General features: G+C 68.7%; 16 protein-coding genes and 3 tRNA genes. 9 read left to right on the forward strand and 10 right to left on the reverse strand.

The window, feature by feature from the left end:
• Window positions 1-114: 114 nt before the first annotated feature.
• The 5 genes from gyrB to AWC02_RS11900 all read left to right on the forward strand — a co-directional run bounded on the left by gyrB (window position 115) and on the right by AWC02_RS11900 (window position 5,948).
• Window positions 115-2,181 carry a DNA topoisomerase (ATP-hydrolyzing) subunit B gene (gene gyrB, locus AWC02_RS11880; protein ID WP_419179247.1) on the forward strand — a complete coding sequence of 689 codons (2,067 nt, stop codon included), beginning with the start codon at window positions 115-117 and terminating at the stop codon, window positions 2,179-2,181.
• A 69-nt stretch (window positions 2,182-2,250) separates the two neighbouring features.
• Window positions 2,251-4,746: a DNA gyrase subunit A gene (gene gyrA / locus AWC02_RS11885; protein ID WP_085128952.1), complete on the forward strand. Its 2,496-nt coding sequence runs from the start codon at window positions 2,251-2,253 to the stop codon at window positions 4,744-4,746.
• A gap of 55 nt (window positions 4,747-4,801) precedes the next feature.
• A complete protein-coding gene (locus tag AWC02_RS11890; RefSeq protein ID WP_085128953.1) occupies window positions 4,802-5,704 on the forward strand; it encodes a DUF3566 domain-containing protein in 903 nt (300 codons plus the stop codon).
• Window positions 5,705-5,789: 85 nt separating this feature from the next.
• Window positions 5,790-5,863: transfer RNA gene (locus AWC02_RS11895), tRNA-Ile, on the forward strand.
• 12 nt (window positions 5,864-5,875) lie between these two features.
• Window positions 5,876-5,948, forward strand: a tRNA-Ala gene (locus AWC02_RS11900).
• Between the two features lie 55 nt (window positions 5,949-6,003).
• Here the strand turns inward: AWC02_RS11900 and cwsA are convergent.
• Window positions 6,004-6,429: a cell wall synthesis protein CwsA gene (gene cwsA, locus AWC02_RS21650; RefSeq protein ID WP_133055632.1), complete on the reverse strand. Its 426-nt coding sequence runs from the start codon at window positions 6,427-6,429 to the stop codon at window positions 6,004-6,006.
• A 57-nt stretch (window positions 6,430-6,486) separates the two neighbouring features.
• On the opposite strand from cwsA, the gene AWC02_RS21655 reads away from it, so the two are divergent.
• Window positions 6,487-7,017, forward strand: a complete 531-nt coding sequence (locus tag AWC02_RS21655; RefSeq protein ID WP_165757896.1) for a peptidylprolyl isomerase — start codon at window positions 6,487-6,489, stop codon at window positions 7,015-7,017.
• On the opposite strand, the gene AWC02_RS11910 is transcribed toward AWC02_RS21655, so the two are convergent.
• Both AWC02_RS11910 and crgA read right to left on the reverse strand, forming a co-directional pair.
• Entirely contained in the window at window positions 7,018-7,467 is a 450-nt protein-coding gene (locus AWC02_RS11910; RefSeq protein WP_085128955.1) for a PH domain-containing protein, read from the reverse strand.
• 141 nt (window positions 7,468-7,608) lie between these two features.
• A complete protein-coding gene (gene crgA / locus AWC02_RS11915; RefSeq protein WP_046315008.1) occupies window positions 7,609-7,893 on the reverse strand; it encodes a cell division protein CrgA in 285 nt (94 codons plus the stop codon).
• A 92-nt stretch (window positions 7,894-7,985) separates the two neighbouring features.
• On the opposite strand from crgA, the gene AWC02_RS11920 reads away from it, so the two are divergent.
• Complete coding sequence (locus tag AWC02_RS11920) at window positions 7,986-8,744, forward strand: DUF881 domain-containing protein (protein WP_085128956.1); 759 nt, start codon at window positions 7,986-7,988, stop codon at window positions 8,742-8,744.
• Between the two features lie 35 nt (window positions 8,745-8,779).
• Window positions 8,780-9,463: an aminodeoxychorismate/anthranilate synthase component II gene (locus AWC02_RS11925; RefSeq protein WP_085128982.1), complete on the forward strand. Its 684-nt coding sequence runs from the start codon at window positions 8,780-8,782 to the stop codon at window positions 9,461-9,463.
• Between the two features lie 36 nt (window positions 9,464-9,499).
• Here the strand turns inward: AWC02_RS11925 and pknB are convergent, their stop codons facing one another.
• From pknB to AWC02_RS11960, 7 genes are all read right to left on the reverse strand, one after another.
• Window positions 9,500-11,374, reverse strand: a complete 1,875-nt coding sequence (pknB, locus tag AWC02_RS11930) for a Stk1 family PASTA domain-containing Ser/Thr kinase (RefSeq protein WP_085128957.1) — start codon at window positions 11,372-11,374, stop codon at window positions 9,500-9,502.
• The gene (locus AWC02_RS11935) at window positions 11,371-12,597 is read right to left on the reverse strand and encodes a protein kinase domain-containing protein (RefSeq protein WP_085128958.1); all 1,227 of its coding nucleotides are present in this window, start codon (window positions 12,595-12,597) and stop codon (window positions 11,371-11,373) included. Before AWC02_RS11935 ends, pknB begins: the two co-directional genes overlap by 4 nt.
• Window positions 12,594-14,072 carry a D,D-transpeptidase PbpA gene (gene pbpA, locus AWC02_RS11940; RefSeq protein WP_085128959.1) on the reverse strand — a complete coding sequence of 493 codons (1,479 nt, stop codon included), beginning with the start codon at window positions 14,070-14,072 and terminating at the stop codon, window positions 12,594-12,596. Before pbpA ends, AWC02_RS11935 begins: the two co-directional genes overlap by 4 nt.
• Window positions 14,069-15,484, reverse strand: a complete 1,416-nt coding sequence (locus AWC02_RS11945; RefSeq protein WP_085128983.1) for an FtsW/RodA/SpoVE family cell cycle protein — start codon at window positions 15,482-15,484, stop codon at window positions 14,069-14,071. The genes pbpA and AWC02_RS11945 overlap by 4 nt, the downstream gene beginning before the upstream one ends.
• Before the next feature lie 50 nt (window positions 15,485-15,534).
• Window positions 15,535-16,992: a PP2C family protein-serine/threonine phosphatase gene (locus AWC02_RS11950; RefSeq protein WP_085128960.1), complete on the reverse strand. Its 1,458-nt coding sequence runs from the start codon at window positions 16,990-16,992 to the stop codon at window positions 15,535-15,537.
• Window positions 16,989-17,456 (reverse strand): FHA domain-containing protein FhaB/FipA, encoded by a 468-nt coding sequence (locus AWC02_RS11955; RefSeq protein ID WP_046315015.1) that lies wholly within the window; start codon window positions 17,454-17,456, stop codon window positions 16,989-16,991. The genes AWC02_RS11950 and AWC02_RS11955 overlap by 4 nt, the downstream gene beginning before the upstream one ends.
• Window positions 17,457-17,610: 154 nt before the next feature.
• Complete coding sequence (locus AWC02_RS11960) at window positions 17,611-19,149, reverse strand: FhaA domain-containing protein (protein WP_085128961.1); 1,539 nt, start codon at window positions 19,147-19,149, stop codon at window positions 17,611-17,613.
• Between the two features lie 269 nt (window positions 19,150-19,418).
• Here AWC02_RS11960 and AWC02_RS11965 point away from each other — a divergent pair.
• Window positions 19,419-19,501: transfer RNA gene (locus AWC02_RS11965), tRNA-Leu, on the forward strand.
• The last annotated feature ends 81 nt before the right edge of the window (window positions 19,502-19,582 follow it).

Consider the following 19,582-nt stretch of genomic DNA (forward strand, 5'->3'; position numbering starts at 1 on the left):
GGACACGCCGCAAACCGCGTTCTGCACGCCACGGCGCAATCAGGTGGCCAGAAACACCCCGAGAAAATACTCGCCGTCGCTGGTCCACGGTAGACTGGCTCGGTATCGGCGCGCATGCGCCTGCGATGCGCCGTGATTTGCGAACCTGAGGAGAACTCCCCGACCGTGGCTGCCCAAAACAAATATGGTGCCGATTCCATCAAGGTTCTCGAAGGCCTCGAAGCCGTCCGCAAAAGACCCGGTATGTATATCGGCTCCACGGGCGAACGCGGCCTGCACCACCTGATCTGGGAGGTTGTCGACAACGCCGTCGACGAGGCGATGGCCGGCTACGCCTCCAAGGTGTCCGTCCGCATCCTCGAAGACGGCGGCGTAGAGGTCACCGACGACGGCCGCGGAATTCCGGTGGCGATGCACGCGACCGGTGTTCCGACCGTCGACGTGGTCATGACCGTGCTGCACGCCGGTGGAAAGTTCGAAGAAGGCGCCTACAGCGTCTCCGGCGGCCTGCACGGTGTGGGTGTGTCGGTGGTCAACGCGCTGTCGACGCGCCTGGAGGCCGACATCTTCCGGGACGGCTACGAGTGGTTCCAGACCTACGACAAGTCGGTGCCGGGAACGCTGCGCAAGGGCGAGAAGAGTAAGAAGACCGGAACCACCATCCGATTCTGGGCGGACCCGGACATCTTCGAGACCACCACCTATGACTTCGAGACGGTCGCCCGGCGCCTGCAGGAGATGGCGTTCCTCAACAAGGGGCTGACCATCGAGCTCACCGACGAGCGAGTGCGGGTCGAAGAGGTCGTCGACGAGGTGGTCAGCGACACCGCCGAAGCGCCGAAGACCGCCGAGGAGCAGGCCGCCGAGGCGGTTGCCCCGCACAAGGTCAAGCACCGCGTCTTCCACTACCCCGGTGGACTACGCGACTTCGTCGCGCACATCAACCGCACCAAGACCGCGATCCACCCGACCATCGTCGACTTCGACGGCAAGGGAACTGGCCACGAAGTCGAGATCGCCATGCAGTGGAACGGTGGCTACTCGGAGTCGGTGCACACCTTCGCCAACACCATCAACACCGCCGAGGGCGGCACCCACGAAGAGGGCTTCCGGTCCGCATTGACCAGCGTGGTGAACAAATACGCCAAAGACAAGAAGCTGCTCAAGGACAAGGACCCCAACCTCACCGGCGACGACATCCGCGAGGGCCTTGCGGCGGTCATCTCGGTGAAGGTCTCCCAGCCGCAGTTCGAGGGCCAGACCAAGACCAAGCTGGGCAACACCGAAGTCAAATCGTTTGTGCAGAAGGTCTGCAACGAGCAGCTCGGCCACTGGTTCGAGGCCAACCCCGCCGAGGCCAAGACCATCATCAACAAGGCGGTCTCCTCCGCGCAGGCGCGGATGGCGGCGCGTAAGGCCCGGGAACTGGTGCGGCGCAAGAGCGCCACCGACCTGGGCGGACTGCCCGGAAAGCTGGCCGACTGCCGTTCCAACGACCCCAGCAAGTCCGAACTCTATGTGGTGGAGGGTGATTCGGCCGGCGGCTCGGCCAAGAGCGGCCGCGACTCGATGTTCCAGGCGATCTTGCCGTTGCGCGGCAAGATCATCAACGTCGAAAAGGCCCGCATCGACCGCGTCCTGAAGAACAACGAGGTCCAGGCGATCATCACCGCGCTGGGCACCGGCATCCACGACGAGTTCGACATCTCCAAGCTGCGCTATCACAAGATCGTACTGATGGCCGACGCCGACGTCGACGGCCAGCACATCTCCACCCTGCTGCTCACCCTGCTGTTCCGTTTCATGCGGCCGCTGGTGGAGCACGGGCACGTCTTCTTGGCGCAGCCCCCGCTGTACAAGCTCAAGTGGCAGCGCGGAAACGAGGCCGAGTTCGCCTACTCCGACCGCGAACGCGACGGCCTGCTGGAAGCGGGTAAGGCCGCCGGCAAGAAGATCAACATGGACGACGGCATCCAGCGGTACAAGGGCCTCGGCGAGATGGACGCCAAGGAACTGTGGGAAACCACGATGGACCCCAGTGTTCGGGTGCTGCGGCAGATCACCCTGGACGACGCCGCAGCCGCGGACGAACTGTTTTCGATCCTGATGGGCGAGGACGTCGAGGCCCGGCGCAGCTTTATCACGCGCAACGCCAAAGACGTTCGCTTCCTGGATGTTTAGGAGTCGCCCGGACGCCGGCGAACTACCGCGACATCTGAACTGCCTGACTTCTGACAGAACGAGGACCTGATGACAGACACCACGCTGCCACCCGGAGACGATTCGGTGGACCGGATCGAGCCGGTCGACATCCAGCACGAGATGCAGCGCAGCTACATCGACTACGCGATGAGCGTGATCGTCGGCCGTGCCCTGCCCGAGGTGCGCGACGGTCTCAAGCCGGTGCACCGCCGGGTGCTCTACGCGATGTACGACTCGGGATTCCGGCCGGACCGCAGCCACGCGAAGTCGGCGCGCTCGGTCGCCGAGACCATGGGTAACTACCACCCGCACGGCGACGCCTCGATCTACGACACCCTGGTCCGGATGGCCCAGCCGTGGTCGTTGCGCTACCCATTGGTCGACGGGCAGGGCAACTTCGGTTCGCCGGGTAACGATCCCGCGGCCGCCATGCGTTACACCGAGGCCCGGCTGACCCCGCTGGCCATGGAGATGCTGCGCGAAATCGACGAGGAGACCGTCGATTTCGTCCCGAACTACGACGGCCGCGTGCAAGAGCCGACGGTGTTGCCCAGCAGGTTCCCGAACCTGCTGGCCAACGGATCCGGCGGTATCGCCGTGGGTATGGCGACCAACATCCCGCCGCACAACCTGCGCGAGCTCGCCGAAGCGGTGTTCTGGTGCCTGGACAACCACGAAGCCGACGAAGAGACCACCCTGGAAGCGGTGATGGAGCGGGTCAAGGGCCCGGACTTCCCCACCTCCGGACTGATCGTCGGCTCACAGGGCATCAGCGACGCCTACCGCACCGGCCGCGGTTCCATCCGGATGCGCGGTGTGGTCGAGATCGAGGAGGACTCGCGCGGGCGGTCGCTGCTGGTCATCACCGAGCTGCCCTACCAGGTCAACCACGACAACTTCATCACGTCGATCGCCGAGCAGGTACGCGACGGGAAGTTGGTGGGAATCGCCAACATTGAAGACCAGAGCAGTGACCGGGTGGGCCTGCGCATCGTCGTGGAGGTCAAGCGCGACGCGGTGGCCAAGGTGGTGCTGAACAACCTCTACAAGCACACCCAGCTGCAGACCAGCTTCGGCGCCAACATGCTCTCGATCGTCGACGGGGTGCCGCGCACGCTGCGCCTGGACCAGATGATCCGCTACTACGTGGCGCACCAGCTCGACGTGATCGTGCGGCGTACCACCTACCGGCTGCGCAAGGCCAACGAACGGGCCCACATCCTGCGCGGTCTGGTCAAGGCGCTCGACGCCCTCGACGAGGTGATCGCGTTGATCCGCCGGTCGGAGACCGTCGATGTGGCCCGCCAAGGCCTGATCGAACTGCTCGACATCGATGAGATTCAGGCGCAAGCGATTCTGGACATGCAGCTGCGCCGGCTGGCCGCGCTGGAACGCCAGAAGATCATCGACGACCTGGCCAAGATCGAAGCCGAGATCGCCGATCTGGAAGACATTCTGGCCAAGCCGGAACGTCAGCGCGCGATTGTGCACGACGAGCTCGCCGAGATCGTGGAGAAGTACGGCGACGACCGCCGGACCCGGATCATCCCCGCCGACGGCGATGTCGCCGACGAGGACCTGATCGCCCGCGAGGACGTGGTGGTCACCATCACCGAGACCGGGTACGCCAAGCGGACCAAGACCGACCTGTACCGCAGCCAGAAGCGCGGCGGTAAGGGTGTGCAGGGCGCCGGCCTCAAGCAGGACGACATCGTGGCGCACTTCTTCGTGTGCTCGACGCACGATTGGATCCTGTTCTTCACCACCCAGGGCCGGGTGTACCGCGCCAAGGCCTACGACCTGCCGGAGGCGTTGCGCACCGCGCGCGGACAGCACGTCGCGAACCTGCTGGCCTTCCAGCCCGAGGAACGCATCGCTCAGGTCATCCAGATCAAGAGCTACGAAGACGCGCCGTACCTGGTGCTGGCCACCCGCAACGGCCTGGTCAAGAAGTCCAAGCTCACCGACTTCGACTCCAACCGCTCGGGCGGAATCGTCGCGATCAACCTGCGCGACGGTGACGAACTGGTGGGCGCGGTGCTGTGCTCGGCCGAAGACGACCTGCTGCTGGTCTCGGCCAACGGCCAGTCCATCCGCTTCTCGGCGACCGACGAGGCGCTGCGGCCGATGGGCCGGGCCACCTCGGGCGTGCAGGGCATGCGGTTCAACGCCGATGACCGGCTGCTGTCGCTCAATGTGGTCCGCGACAACACCTATCTGCTGGTGGCGACCGCAGGTGGCTACGCCAAACGGACCGCGATCGAGGAGTACACCGCCCAAGGGCGTGGCGGCAAGGGAATCCTCACCATTCAGTACGACTCGAGGCGGGGCAGGCTGGTGGGGGCCCTGATCGTCGACGACAGCAGCGAGCTCTACGCGATCACCTCGGGCGGCGGAGTGATCCGCACCGCCGCGCGCCAGGTGCGCAAAGCCGGACGGCAGACCAAGGGCGTTCGGTTGATGAACCTGGGCGATGGCGACACACTGATAGCGATTGCACGCAACGCTGACGAAGACGCCGCTGACGAGGACTCGGGCAGCTGACCCGACTTCACACCCGGCCGCTGCGCGGTGGGGATACGCAGGTAAGGAGCCGTGGGTGAGCGCACCGAACGAGCCCGGCCACCCGGGCAACGGGGGCAAGACGGAGTCGGCCGGAAACGGTCCGGCCGACTCCGGACAGCGCCCACCGGGCCGAACCGCCCGGATCACCGAGACCGGGGAGACCCCGCCCTGGCAGCGCGCCGGGCAGGCCCGCCCGCCCGGCCCTGCCCGACCGGCAGACGGCGGCGCGGTGGCGCACTCCCCCGGCGTCGACGAGCGGATCCGCCGGTTTGTCTCCGGCACGGCCGCCCCGACGGCCCCGCCGGCGCCCGGGGCGCCCCAGCAGGTGCCGAAGGCTCCGCCGGCGCCCGCCAAGCAGCCGGCTCAGCAACCCGCCCAGCCGACGGCACAACCGCCCAAGGCGCCGGCCCAGCCGGCCAAGCCACCGGTCCAGCAGGGCGCTCAGGCGAAGCCGGCAGCGCCCAAGGCCGCGGCGCCGGCCAAGCACGCCGACGACGCCTACGGCAGCGAGCTGCCGGATCTGTCTGAACCGGGCCGGCGCTCCCCCGGCCGCCGCCCAGCGGTGACGGCGGGGCCCCGCGGCCCGCTGCGGGCCAGCATGCAGATCCGGCGGATCGATCCCTGGAGTGCGCTCAAGGTGTCGCTGTTGCTGTCCACGGCGCTGTTCTTCGTCTGGATGATCGCCGTGGCCGTGCTCTACGTCGCCCTGGGCGCGATGGGGGTGTGGAGCAAGCTCAACAGCAACGTCGGTGATCTGCTCACCAACAACAGTGCCGCCGAATTGGTCTCTGCCGGTTCGATTTTCGGCGGGGCAACCTTGATCGGATTGGTCAACATCGTGGTTCTGACCGCGATGGCGACCCTCGGTGTGGTGGTCTACAACCTGAGCACCGACGTGGTCGGCGGCGTGGAGGTGACCCTGGCCGACCGGGACTGACCGCGTCGTCTGCCCTGGCTTTTTGGGTGCATTTTGGCCGGGAGCCCTTTGGTGCGGTAATCTCGCTCGGTCGTCAGACGACTACGGGCCTATAGCTCAGGCGGTTAGAGCGCTTCGCTGATAACGAAGAGGTCGGAGGTTCGAGTCCTCCTAGGCCCACGAGTCCCACCAGGGGCCTTAGCTCAGTTGGTAGAGCGCTGCCTTTGCAAGGCAGATGTCAGGAGTTCGAATCTCCTAGGCTCCACAACGCGACCGCGAAAGCGTCGCCTTGTGTGTCCCCCGCTCGTCAGTGCCCTCGGTCAGAGGGTGGGTTGCGCATCGACGCTGGGCGGGCGCGGCGAGGGCTCCTGCGGCCGGTTGGAGCGGCGAATCAGCACCGCCACCACACCACCGGCCACCAAGGCCGCGCCGGCAGCCCCCAGCACCAGCCAGGACCGCCGAATCCGGCGGCGCGGCGGGGCACCCTCGAGCAGCTGCGGAAGACCCGCGACCACCTCCTGAGCGGCGGCCAATTCGCGCGCCGCGGCGTCCGCGACGTCGGCGACCCGGTCCGACAGCTGGCTCTCCCGGTAGCGCCTGCGCAGTTCGACGGCTCCCCGGTGCACGGCGGCACCACCGAGGCCCACGGCGCCGCGGGCCACGTCTACCGGCCCGCCAGCGGTATGGGCCAGCCCGCGGGTCAGGCGCTCTCGATGGGTCAGCGGGGTCTCGGTGGCCAGGCGCATGGCTCAACGCTACCCGTGACGCAGGACACCGCGCCGCGAATGGCACACTGTCATGCCATGACCTCCAGCCCCATTGCCACCGCAACCGCCACGCTGCACACCAACCGCGGCGACATCAAGATCGCGCTGTTCGGCAACCACGCGCCCAAGACCGTCGCCAACTTCGTCGGCCTGGCCCAGGGCACCAAGGAGTACTCGACCACCAACGCGTCCGGCGGATCGTCGGGCCCGTTCTACGACGGCGCGGTGTTCCACCGGGTGATCTCCGGTTTCATGATCCAGGGCGGCGACCCGACCGGCACCGGCCGCGGCGGCCCGGGTTACAAGTTCGAGGACGAATTCCACCCCGAGCTGGTTTTCGACAAGCCCTACCTGCTGGCGATGGCCAACGCCGGTCCCGGCACCAACGGTTCGCAGTTCTTCATCACGGTGGGCCAGACCCCGCACCTGAACCGCAAGCACACCATCTTCGGTGAGGTGGTGGACCCCGACTCGCAGGCTGTCGTGGACGCCATCGCCAACACCTCGACCGATCGCGCCGACCGGCCCACCGAGCCCGTCGTGATCGAGTCGATCACCATCGCCTAGCTAGCCGGGCACCTCTTCATCACGGCCGGTGTAGCCGGCCGCATTGAGCACCGCGAGAACGTCGCGGGGATCGGTTCCCAAGTCCCATCGGGACAGGACCACCATCTGATCGTCGCGCGTCTCGATCTCGAGCAGCCGATTTGTGCGCCCGATCCGCTGATGCTGCGTCACCCGAAGCCGCGTGATGCGCTCGGGGCGCAGCACCGTGGTACGCCACCAGCCGCGCACCGCCAGTCCCTCGAAGGTCAGCGCGAGCTTGGGCCGCGACCGCCAGGACATGCCGGCAAATATCAGCAGCCCCACTCCGGCAACGCCGGCCAACACGCGTCCCGGGGTGTCGGTCGCGACCGTCACGGCGCAGATCGCCAACACCGCTCCGATGACGGCGCAACCGGCTATGCCGCCGGCGGGCGGAGACCACTGGGTTGTTGCGGGCGCGTTGTGCGTCATGTCGACCTGCGGTTTCAAAAGTTATCTACAGGAGTTGTCCACAGTGGGGATAAATCACATCGATGTGATTGGGCACCTCATGGGGGTTTTCGACCGGAAACGCAGCGTCTCCCATCACCCGCCGGAGCCGCCCGGGCGGCCTCAGTGCCAGCGCATGGTGAGCAACAGCCCGGCGATCATGAAGGCAAACGCGATCGCGTAGTTCCACGGGCCCAGTTCGGCCATCCAGTTCAGCGCGGCGGGAGCGTCGAGTCCGGTGGCGCCCAGCTGGTACACCATCAGCCACACCAAGCCCAGCAACATGAGCCCGAGGAACAGCGCCACGAACCAGCCGCTGGACGGGCCGCCCTTGACCTTGACCGGGGTACGGCTCACCGCCGAGGGGGTGAAGCTGGTGGTCTTCTTGCGAACCTTAGACTTGGGCATCGGTACCTCGGGATGGTGCGGCGTGAAGCTGCGAGTATGGGTCGGTACGAGATTAGCCCAGTAGGCTAACCCAGCCGAGAACGGGAGAGCCCATGAAGCAGAACGGGCCACCGTCCAGCGACCGCTCACCGTGGCGGCTCGGAGTTCCGCTGGTGTGTCTTGCGGCCGGATTGTTGTTGGCGGCCACCCATGGCGTCTCCGGCGGAAAGGAGATCCGCCGCGGCGACGCGCCCCGGCTGGTCGATCTGGTTCGCTCGGCCCAGACCACGGTGGAAGAGCTGACCCAGCAGCGCGACACCCTGGCCCACGAGGTCGGCTCGATGCACGGCCGCAGCTCCGGTGTCGCGCTCTCGGCCATGCGTCACCGCACCGAACAATTGGTGCAGGCCGCCGGCTTGGAGGCCATGCACGGTCCCGGCCTGGTGGTGACGCTCGCCGACGCGCAGCGCGACGCCAACGGCCGGTTCCCCCGCGACGCCTCCCCGGATGATCTGGTGGTGCACCAACAGGACATCTCCGCGGTGCTCAACGCCTTGTGGACCGCGGGCGCCGAAGCGGTGCAGATGCAGGACCAGCGGATCACCGCCTCCTCGGCCCCGCGCTGCGTGGGCAACACCCTGCTGCTGGAGGGCCGAACCTACAGTCCCCCCTATGTGGTGACCGCGATCGGGGACCCGACCGCCATGCAGGAGGCGCTGGCCGCCGATCCGCTGATCGGCCTGTACAAGCAGTACGTGATCCGGTTCGGCCTGGGCTACAGCGAGCAGGTGTCCGCGGACTTGGTGGTGGCCGAGACGCCGCCCGTGGCCCGGATGCGCTACGCCGTGCCGGCGGGGCCGGTCGACTACTGACGGTGCCCGCGCCGGGCGGCGGTAGCCTGTTGGACGTGCGGATTCTCGTCGTCGACAATTACGACAGCTTTGTGTTCAACCTGGTCCAGTACCTGGGTCAGTTGGGTGTGCAGGCTGACGTCTGGCGCAACGACGATCCCCGGCTGGCCGACCCGGCTGCTGCGATAGCCGACTTCGACGGGGTGCTGCTCAGCCCGGGACCGGGCACCCCGGAGCGCGCCGGCGCCTCGATCGCCCTGGTGGGTGCGTGTGCGGCGGCGCGGGTCCCGGTGCTCGGGGTGTGCCTGGGCCACCAGGCGATCGGCGTGGCCTTCGGCGGCACGGTGGGCCGGGCCCCCGAGCTGCTGCACGGCAAGACCAGCACCGTGTTTCACACCGACGCCGGGGTGCTGCAGGGTTTGCCGGATCCGTTCACCGCAACCCGGTATCACTCGCTGACCATCCTGCCCGAGACGGTGCCCGACGTCCTGGAGGTCACCGCGCGCACCAGCGGCGGGGTGATCATGGCGGTGCGCCACACCGAGCTGCCCATCCACGGCGTGCAGTTCCACCCGGAGTCCATCCTCACCGAGGGCGGTCACCGGATGCTGGCCAACTGGCTGGGCTACTGCGGCTACCCCTGCGACGACGCCCTGGTGCGCCGCCTCGAGGAGGAGATCGCGGCGACGGTTCAGACCGCCCGGGCCGGCCGGAGCGCTGCGATCGCCGGCGCGCCCTAGGTGTGACGCCGGGCCGCTACCGGCCCGGACGTGCCGCTATTGGCCGAAGCGCAGCGTGATGTTGCCGTCGGTGTTCACACCCTGACCCGCTGCCGGGCTTTGGTAGAGCACCCGATTGTGGCCGGCACTCCCGGCGTCGACGTCGGCACCCTTGACCAGAATCCCGGTCCAGCCCAGCGCCCGCAGCTGCGGCTCGGCGTCGGTCCAGAACAGCCCGGTGACATCCGGCATCACAAACTGGTTGCCGCGCGACACCCGCAGCTCGATGACCCCGTCTAGCGGCACGGCCTCCCCGCTGGGCGGGCTGGTGGCGATCACCTCGCCGGCCGGACGCGGACTGTCCACCGTCACCTCGGTGATCTTGGTGAATCCGTACACCGTCAGGTTCTTCTGGGCCAGTTCGAGGGTCTGGCCGATGACGTCGGGCAGCGGCTTGGTGGCCGGGCCGCTGCCGATCACGATGATGATCTCGTTGGTGACCGCGGTGGTCTGGTTCGCCGGCGGGTTGGTGCCGACCACCTTGTCCTTGAGCTCGGGGGTCGACGGGGAGTTGACCTGCTTGAACTTGCCGAATCCGGCGGCGGTCAACTTCTTGACCGCATCGGCGTAGCTCAACGACGCCACATCGGGCAGCTGGCGCTGCTCGGGCCCGTAGGACACGTCGACGGTGATCTTGTCGCCCTTGTTCGCCGGGGCACCGGCGGGCGGGTCGGTCCCGATCACGTGATCGGGCGGCACGGTGGAATCGGCGCGCTGCTCGGTGCGGGTCTTGAAACCCTTGTTCTGCAGTTCGGCGATCGCGTCGACCGATGCACGCCCGCTCACATCGGGCACCTGGATCTGGTGGGTGCTGCCGCCGAAGGTGTTGATCGACACCGTGGCGATGACGGTCAGCACCGCGAGCACGATCGCGGCGATCAGCCACCGGCCCACCGAACCCTGCCGGTCATTGGCGAAGTTGAGTTCCTGGCGGGGCAACGGGTCGGTCTGCGCTCCCGAAGAGTCACCGGCGCGCGGGGTCATGATCGAGGCCCGGTCGGCCGCGGTGAGCACCCGCGGCGCCTCGGGAGTCTCGCCGCTGTGCACCCGCACCAGGTCGGCGCGCATCTCCGCGGCGGTCTGGTAGCGATTGTCGGGGTTTTTCGCCAGTGCTTTGAGCACCACCGCGTCGAGGTCCGCCGGCAGGCCGGGCAGCCGCTGCGACGGCGGCACCGGGTCTTCGCGGACATGCTGGTATGCCACCGCCACCGGTGAGTCACCGACGAAAGGCGGGTCACCGGTGAGGATTTCGTAGAGCACGCAGCCCAGCGAGTACACGTCCGAGCGGGCGTCCACGGTGTCGCCGCGGGCCTGTTCGGGCGACAGATACTGGGCGGTGCCGATCACCGCGGCGGTCTGGGTGACGCTGTTGCCGGCGTCGGCGACCGCGCGGGCGATGCCGAAGTCCATGACCTTCACCGCGTTGTGCTGGTCGATCATGATGTTGGCCGGCTTGACGTCACGGTGGATGATGCCGTGCTGGTGGCTGAAGTTCAGCGCCTGGCAGGCGTCGGCGATCACCTCGATGGCGCGTTGCGGCGGCATCGGGCCGTCGTTGTGCACGATGTCGCGAAGCGTGACCCCTTCGACGAGCTCCATCACGATGTAGGGCAGCGGCCCGGCCGGGGTGTCGGCCTCGCCGGTGTCATAGACGGCCACGATCGCCGGGTGATTCAAGGCGGCGGCGTTTTGGGCCTCGCGCCGGAAGCGCAGGTAGAAGCTGGGGTCGCGGGCCAGGTCGGCTCGCAGCACCTTCACCGCCACCTCGCGGTGCAGGCGGGTGTCGACGGCGCGATGCACCTCCGACATCCCACCGAAGCCGAGGATCTCGCCGAGTTCGTAGCGGTCGGAGAGCCGCTGGGGTGTGGTCATGGTGTGGTCCTGTGCCAGCCGGACGACTGCGCGGGCGGTGCCGACGAGGGCTCTTCCGGACTCGACGAACTACTCAGCGGCGCCCCGGTGTCGGTGACGGTGGCCGGGGCCAGCGAGCCGCCCGGGCTCTTGGCGTTGACCACGATCAGCACCGCGATGATGATCGCCAGCGTGCCCAGCACCCCGGCGGCCCACAGCAGGGCGCGCTGACCGGCGGTGAAGGTGCGCCGCGGTGGGGGCGTGCGATGGTTGCCGGCGCTGGGCCGGGCACGGCGTGCCGCGGTGGCCCGGGCCGACACCGGCGCGACGGCGCGGGTGGCTGCACCCGACGGGATCGCCGAGGGTGCGGCACGTCCGGCGGGCAACGACTGGCTGGGCCGGGTGGGGCGCCGGCCGGAGCGCACCGCGGCCACCGCGTCGGCGAACGGGCCGCCGCTGCGGTAACGCATCCCCGGATTCTTGGCCAGGGTGATCTCGATCAGTTCGCGCACATTGGGCGGCAGCTCCGCCGGCAGCGGCGGCGGCGGCTCCTTGATGTGCTTCATCGCCACGGTCAGCGCACCGTCGCCGGTGAACGGCCGACGGCCCGAGAGCACCTCATAGCCCACCACGCCCAGCGAGTACACGTCGCTGGCGGCGGTGGCGTCCTGCCCCAGCGCCTGCTCGGGCGCGATGTACTGCGCGGTGCCCATCACCATGCCGGTCTGGGTGACCGGGGCGGCGTCCACGGCCTTGGCGATGCCGAAGTCGGTGATCTTCACCTGGCCGGTGGGCGTGATCATGATGTTGCCGGGCTTGACGTCACGGTGCACCAACCCCGTGCTGTGCGCCACCTGCAGTGCCCGCCCGGTCTGCTCGAGCATGTCCAGGGCGTGCCGCAACGACAGGCGGCCGGTGCGCTTGAGCACCGAGTTCAGCGGCTCGCCGTTGACCAGCTCCATGACCAGGAACGCCGTGCGGCCCTCGCCGTCGAGCTCGGTCTCGCCGTAGTCGTGCACGCTGGCGATGCCCGGATGGTTGAGCATGGCGGTGTTGCGGGCTTCGGCCCGGAACCGCTCGATGAACTCCGGGTCGGAGGAGAACTCCGGCTTGAGCACCTTGACCGCGACGCGCCGGCCCAGCCGGTTGTCCACGGCCTCCCACACCTGGCCCATGCCGCCGGTGGCGATGAGCCGCTGCAACCGATAGCGCCCGGCCAGTGCGGCGCCCACCTGCGGACTCATGATCGCCCCTGGAGGGCAGCTTGGATGACGGCCCGTCCGATGGGTGCGGCCACCGAGCCCCCGGTGGCGGACAGCCGGTCGCCGCCGTCTTCCACCACGACGGCGACGGCCACCTTCGGGGCGCTGGCCGGGGCGAAGGCGATGTACCACGCGTGCGGCGGAGTGTTCCGCGGATCGGGACCGTGTTCGGCGGTGCCGGTCTTCGACGCAATCTGTACGCCCGGGATGGCCCCCTCCTGCTGGGTCACTCTTTCGGCGTCGATCATGAGTTCAGTTAGCTTAGCCGCGACCTGCGAGGACACCGCACGGCGCTGCTCGTGCGGCAAGGTGCTGGCGATGCCCGCCAAGTCCGGACCCTCCAGCCCGTCGACCAGATACGGCTGCATGGTCAGACCACCGTTGGCGATGGACGCCGCGACCATCGCATTCGTCAGCGGAGTGACGGCGACGTCCTTCTGGCCGATGCTGGTCATGCCCAGCGCGGCGGCGTCGCCGATCCGGCCGACCGTGGACTCGGCGACCTGCAGCGGTATGGGTTCGGAGGCGACATCGAACCCGAAACCCTCGGCGGCGTTGCGCAAGGCGTCCACGCCGGTACGAATACCCAGCTGAACGAAGGCTGTATTGCAGGACCGGGCAAAAGCCGTCCGCAGCGGAACGGTGGCCTCGGAGCCGTCGCAGGTGTTGCCGCCGAAGTTCTCCAGGGCCGCGGTGCTGTTGGGCAGGGCGATGCGCGCCGCGTTGGTCAGCTGCTCGTTCTCGCTGACACCGGCCTGCAGCGCGGCCGCCGTGGTGATGACCTTGAACGTCGAGCCGGGCGGGTAGGTCTCGCTGATGGCGCGGTTGGTCAGCGGGGACTCGGGGTCGTCGCGAAGCTCCTGCCACGCCTGACCTTGCTGCGCCGCATCGTGCGACGACAGCAGGTTGGGGTCATACGACGGCGCCGAGACCATGGCCAGCACCTTGCCGGTGGCCGGTTCCAGGGCGACCACCGCACCGCGACATCCGCCGGCGCAGCCCCGTCGCATCGCGTCCCAGCCGGCTTGCTGCACCCGGGGGCGGATGGTGGTCTGCACGGTGCCGCCGCGCGGGCTGCGACCGGTGAAGAAATCGGCCAACCTCAGCCCGAACAGCCGCGGATCGGATCCGTTGAGCACGGTGTCCTCGGCGCGCTCGAGGCCGCTGCTGGAGTAGCGCAGCGAATAGAACCCGGTGACCGGGGCGTACAGCTCAGGCTCGGGGTAGACGCGCTGGTATTTGATGCGGTCGTCGGTGGCCACCGAGTAGGCCAGCAGCTGGCCGGCCGCGGTGATCTGCCCCCGCTGCCGGGAGTACTCGTCGAGCAGCACCCGCTGATTGCGGGGGTCGGCGCGCAACCCGTCGGCGGCGAACACCTGGGTCAAGGTGGCGTTGGCCAGCAGCAGCACGATCAGCGCCATCAGGGTCATCGTGACGCGGCGCAGTGAGGTATTCATACGCGCTCGATCACCGCCGTACCGGTATCGCCGATCGGGGCCGGGCGCTGGGGCTGGGGATGCGGACTCAGCGGCCGGCGGGCGGCGTGGGAGACGCGCAGCAGGATCGCCAGCAGCACATAGTTGGCCAGCAGCGACGAACCGCCATAGGACAGCCACGGGGTGGTCAGCCCGGTCAGCGGGATCAGCTTCGTCACCCCCCCGACCACGATGAACAGCTGAATGCCCAAGGTGGCGGCCAGGCCGGCGGCCAGCAGTTTGCCGAAGCTGTCCCGGACCGCGATCGCCGTCCGCATGCCGCGCACGATCACGATGGTGTAGAGAATCAGCACACCGGCCAGCCCGACCAGACCCAGCTCCTCGCCGAACGCGGCGATGATGAAGTCGGTCGATGCCGCGGGCACATAACCGGGCTGCCCGTTGCCCAGCCCGGTGCCGAAAATCCCGCCGGTGGCGAAGCTGAACAGCGACTGCACCATCTGGTAGCCGGCGCCTTCGGGGTCGGCGAACGGGTCCAGCCAGGTCTGCACCCGCACCCGGACATGGCTGAACAGGAAGTAGGCGGCGACGCTGCCGGCGGCGAACAGCAGCATCCCGATCACCATCCAGCTGAACCGGCGGGTGGCCAGGTACACCACCACCAGGAAGGAGGCATACAGCAGCAGGGAGGTGCCCAGGTCCTTCTCGAAGGCCATGACGCCCACGGAGATCACCCAGGCGGCCAGCAGCGGTGCCAGGTCGCGCGGCCGGGGCAGGTTCATGCCCAGCACGTGCTTGCCGGCACTGGTGAACAGCCGCCGCTTGGACACCAGGACCGCGGCAAAAAAGATCAGCAACAAGATCTTGGAGAACTCGGCGGGCTGAATGGAGAAGCCGGGCAACCGAATCCAGATCTTGGCGCCCTGGCGCTCGGACAGCGAAGCCGGCAGCAGCGCGGGGATCACCAGCAGCACCAGGCCCGTCAGGCCGCAGATGTAGCCGCTGCCCGCGAGCTGACGGTGGTCCTTGAGTGCCACCAGCACCACGGCGAAGACGGCAACGCCCACCAAGGTCCACAGCATCTGGGCGCTGGCACCGGGCCGGGCCTCGGCGCCGTCGACCCCGACCCCGAGATCGATGCGGTGGATCATCACCAGGCCCAGGCCGTTGAGCAGCGCGACCACCGGAAGCAGCAACGGGTCGGCGTACCGCGCCGAACGCCGGATCACCAGGTGCGCGAAGACGAACAGCACCAGAAACGCCAGCCCGTAGCCGACCAGGTCCCAGCGCAGACCCTGCTCGTGGCCGGCCTCGACGATCAGCATCGCCACCGCCACGATGGTGGCCGCGAAGAACAGCAGCAGCAGCTCGGCGTTGCGTCGATCCGGCAGCGCCGGGGTCAGCGTCACCGGCGGCTGCGGTTCCGTGCTCACGGCGCGCTGCTTGTCCCCATCGCCGCGCGCTGCATCGTCGTCGGCGCGGCTCATGACGCCGCCCGGCAGTCGGTCCCCGGTTCTGGAGGTGCCGGAGGCAGGCTGGTCAGGGTGGGCAGGTGCGGCTTTCCGGTGGTCTTGGTGGGCGGGGGCGGCCCGGGCCGCGGACCGGTGGGCACGAGCCCCGGGGACGGGGTGCGCGAGGACGTGGTGGGAGCGGGGTTGTCCGTGGCGCCGTGCGGGCACGGGGGCAGCAGCGAATCGCGGGCCAGGTTGCGCAGCTGGGTGATGGCGTCATCGAGGGTGCCGGCGGGCAGGCCGTTGCTGACCTGCTGGCGGGCCGGGGGCCGAAGGTCCTGCAGGGTCATCAGCCGACAACCCAGCTTGTCGCCGGACTGGCTGAAGCTGATCTGCACCAGCGCTCCCCGACTGTCCAGGCAGCCCAACAGGTAGGGCTCCTGCAGCGGAACACCCAGGAAGGAGCCCTGCACCCCGCGCATGATCGCCACGGTGCCGCCGTAGGCGGTGACGTAGTAGTTGGTGCGCACCACCGCGCGCCCCACCAGCAGGGCAGCCACCAGCAAGGCGAGCAGCAACGCCGCGACGAGCACCATGCGCCGGCGAGACCGGGGGGGCGAGTCCGGGGTGTCGATGCGCGGCAGGACCCGCTTGGCGACGGTCTTGCGCGGCGAGATCGCCGAGGCCCGCCCGGCGGCGGTGTCGAGCGAGATCACGTGGTCGTCGTCGCTGTCGGAGACCGCCCCGGCCAGGATCGGCTGGGTCTGGCCGTAGTCCACGTCGACGACGTCGGCCACCACCACCGTCACGTTGTCGGGGCCGCCGCCGCGCAGCGCCAGCTCGATGAGCCGCAACGCGCAGTCGTTGACGTCGGGGATCTGCAGCGCCTCACGGATGGTCTCGGTGCTCACCGGGTCCGACAGACCGTCCGAGCACAGCAGGTAGCGATCCCCCGCCTGGGCTTCCCGCATGATCAGCGTGGGCTCGACCTCGTGGCCGGTCAACGCCCGCATGATCAGGGAGCGCTGCGGATGGCTGTGCGCCTCCTCCAGGGTGATCCGGCCTTCGTCGACCAGGGTCTGGACGAAGGTGTCGTCCTTGGTGATCTGGGTGAGCTCGCCGTCGCGCAGCAGGTAGCCGCGCGAGTCGCCGATGTGGGCCAGGCCCAGCCGGGGTCCGGCGAACAGGATGGTGGTCAGCGTGGTGCCCATGCCTTCGAGCTCGGGATGCTCTTCGACGTAGGCCGCGATGGCGGCGTTGCCCTCCTGCACGGCGCTTTCCAGCTTCGCCAGCAGGTCGCCGCCGGGCTCGTCGTCATCGAGGTGCGCCAGCGCGGCGATCACCAGCTGCGAGGCGACTTCACCGGCCGCGTGCCCGCCCATGCCGTCGGCCAGCGCCAGCAGGCGGGCACCGGCGTAGACGGAATCTTCGTTGTTGGAGCGCACCAGACCGCGGTCGCTGCGGGCGGCGTAGCGCAGAACCAGGCTCACCGGCGGAGCTCGATCGCGGTCTTGCCGATGCGTATCGGCGTGCCTACCGGAACCCGTACCGCGGTGGTCACCTTCACCCTGTCAAGGTAGGTGCCGTTGGTCGATCCCAGGTCTTCGACATACCATTCCGCGCCCCGCTGCGACAGCCGGGCGTGCCGTGTGGAGGCGTAGTCGTCGGTGAGCACCAGCGTCGAATCGTCTGCGCGGCCGATCAGAACGGGCTGATCGCTCAGTGTGATGCGCGCCCCGGTCAGCGGTCCCTCCGTCACCACCAGATGCCGTGCGGTGGTGCGTTGCTGGCGCGGGGGCAGCAGCACCCCGCGGATCGAGAGCCCCCGGCGCACCATCACCGCACCGGTCGGAGCGTAGATGTCAGTCCGCAAAACCCGCAGCACAGACCAGATGAACAGCCACAACAACGTCAAAAAACCGGCTCGCGTCAGCTGCAGCACCAGTCCCTGCATCCGGCGTCCTCTCCGTTGTCTCGCCGCCCATGTTGTGCTTGCCATGGCAGAGCACATCGGCAAGGTCACGATACTTGGGCGCGGGGGGCCGTAGGGCAAAGCGGCGGCGCTTTGCTGTTCACATTGTCAATAGGGGTGCGGGCAGCCGCCGTCCTCAGTGGACTCGAACGATGATCTCGGAGTGACCCAGCCGGATCACATCGCCGTCGGCCAGCTGCCACTCCTGGACCGGGGCGTTGTTGACGGTGGTCCCGTTCGTGGAGTTCAGATCCGACAGCAGCGCCACCCGACCGTCCCAGCGGATTTCCAGGTGCCGCCGCGACACCCCGGTGTCGGGCAACCGGAACTGGGCGTCTTGGCCGCGGCCCACCACGTTGGTGCCTTCGTGCAGCTGGTAGGTGCGGCCGCTGCCGTCATCGAGCTGCAGGGTGACCGACGCCGGGGCGCTGTAGGCGCGCTGGCCGTAGTCGCCGCCCGGGGCCTCGCCGTAGCCGCCGGCCGGGGCCTGCTGCCCGTAGTCGTAGCCACCCTGGGCCTCGCCGTACCCACCGGCGGGGGGCTGACCGTAGTCATAACCGGCCGGCGGCGCCTCGCCGTAGCCGCTGGGGCCGTAGCCGGGCTGGCCGTAGTCCTGCCGGCCGTAGGACGGGGCGCCCTGCTCATAGCCGCCCTGGTCCGGGTAGCCGGGGCGCTGCTCGTACTGCGCCTCGGGGTAGCCGTACTCCTCGTGACGGGCCGGCGGGCGGTCGTACTCGCCGTAGCCGGGCTGGCCGCCGCCGGGGTAAGGCTGCTGCTGGTGCTGCGGGTAGCCCTGCTCGTAGCCGGCGGGCGCGCCGTAACCGCTGGGCGGGCGCTGCTCGTAGGACTGCGCCGGCGGGGCGTAGCCGCCGCCGTGGCCGGGGTAGCCGCCCTGCTCGGGGTAGCCGCCGCCCTGCTCGGGGTAGCCGCCCTGGTCCGGGTAGCCGCCCTGCTCGGGGTAACCCCCCTGTTCGGGGTAGCCGCCCTGCTCGGGCCGGCGGGGCGGGGCGTAGGCAGACGGGCCGTTCTGGCCCTGTTCGGGGTAGCCGCCGCGCTGCTCCTGCGGGTAGTGGCCGCCTTCGGGGGCGTAGTGGCCACGCGGGTCCTGACCGCCGCGAGCCTCGTCGGCCGGCCGGCCGTAGCGGGGGTCGTAGTAGTCCTCGCCGGGACGATCCTGCCCGTGGGCGCCGCGGTACGGGTTATCGGTCATCGGTGGCACTCCTGATTCTGCGGTAAACGCATGAACTGATTGTGGCGGGCGGGATTCATTGAGCGTCTCGTGGGGGCGGGCGTCAGGATTGACCCCGCCCCGGGCGCGGACCTGGCCGGTACGCAGGCTCGGCGACTGCTGGAACCGGACAACCACATCACCATACGTTTGCCACCCCTGTTCGCCGATGTACGCGGCCAAGTGCCGGGCGAAGGCTCGCGACGTCAGATCCTGGTCGGCGCCCACCTTGTCGTAGTCGTCCACACCGAGCGTAATGACGTATTCGTTGGGCGCCAAAAGTTGATTTCCGGTGAGCGAGCGCACGCCGGCGGCGGCTTCGCGGCGCAGCGCAGCCTCAACCTCTTCGGGGAGCACTTCCCCTCCGAAGACCCGGGCCATCGCATCCTCCACAGCGGATTCGAGTTTGCGCTCGATGCGATGAACCAGCCCGCGCTGGCTGTCCAAGCTGCTACCCGCCTTACTCTCCGCCGTCGTTGGTCGTATCGGGGGCACAGCCGCGGCGTGTCGCTCAGCTGCATCCGACCTGGACATGGTATCGACCCGACCCGCCACGGCGGCACCCTTCTGCGGCGGAGAATCGGATAAGACCAGGTCACGAAGGGGTCACGGCGCCCTGGCCGGCGGGTAGACGGCCGGTATACGGTGCGCGGTCAGGGCCGCAGAGCCGATTTTTTTCTGGGCGGGGGACCCGTGATAGGCTCCCCCGGTCGCTCGGGCGAGTGGCGGAATGGCAGACGCGCTGGCTTCAGGTGCCAGTGTCCTTCGGGACGTGGGGGTTCAAGTCCCCCTTCGCCCACAGTTGTGGTGAGTCGGGTCATGGGTTACACATGAGTCGCGTCATCGGTTACGGATTGCCCCGGCTTTTGCCGGGGTTCTT

Origin of the sequence: Mycolicibacter engbaekii (genome assembly GCF_002101585.1) — a bacterium.
In the GTDB taxonomy this organism is placed as follows: domain Bacteria; phylum Actinomycetota; class Actinomycetes; order Mycobacteriales; family Mycobacteriaceae; genus Mycobacterium; species Mycobacterium engbaekii.

Bases quoted from the DNA above. Each gene is read 5' to 3' on its own strand.
- AWC02_RS11955 (WP_046315015.1), bottom strand. From the start codon at position 17,456: ATGCAGGGACTGGTGCTGCAGCTGACGCGAGCCGGTTTTTTGACGTTG.
- gyrB (WP_419179247.1), top strand. From the start codon at position 115: ATGCGCCTGCGATGCGCCGTGATTTGCGAACCTGAGGAGAACTCCCCG.
- AWC02_RS11935 (WP_085128958.1), bottom strand. From the start codon at position 12,597: ATGAGTCCGCAGGTGGGCGCCGCACTGGCCGGGCGCTATCGGTTGCAG.
- pknB (WP_085128957.1), bottom strand. From the start codon at position 11,374: ATGACCACACCCCAGCGGCTCTCCGACCGCTACGAACTCGGCGAGATC.
- cwsA (WP_133055632.1), bottom strand. From the start codon at position 6,429: ATGCGCCTGGCCACCGAGACCCCGCTGACCCATCGAGAGCGCCTGACC.
- AWC02_RS21655 (WP_165757896.1), top strand. From the start codon at position 6,487: ATGACCTCCAGCCCCATTGCCACCGCAACCGCCACGCTGCACACCAAC.
- AWC02_RS11920 (WP_085128956.1), top strand. From the start codon at position 7,986: ATGAAGCAGAACGGGCCACCGTCCAGCGACCGCTCACCGTGGCGGCTC.
- gyrA (WP_085128952.1), top strand. From the start codon at position 2,251: ATGACAGACACCACGCTGCCACCCGGAGACGATTCGGTGGACCGGATC.
- crgA (WP_046315008.1), bottom strand. From the start codon at position 7,893: ATGCCCAAGTCTAAGGTTCGCAAGAAGACCACCAGCTTCACCCCCTCG.
- pbpA (WP_085128959.1), bottom strand. From the start codon at position 14,072: ATGAATACCTCACTGCGCCGCGTCACGATGACCCTGATGGCGCTGATC.
- AWC02_RS11910 (WP_085128955.1), bottom strand. From the start codon at position 7,467: ATGACGCACAACGCGCCCGCAACAACCCAGTGGTCTCCGCCCGCCGGC.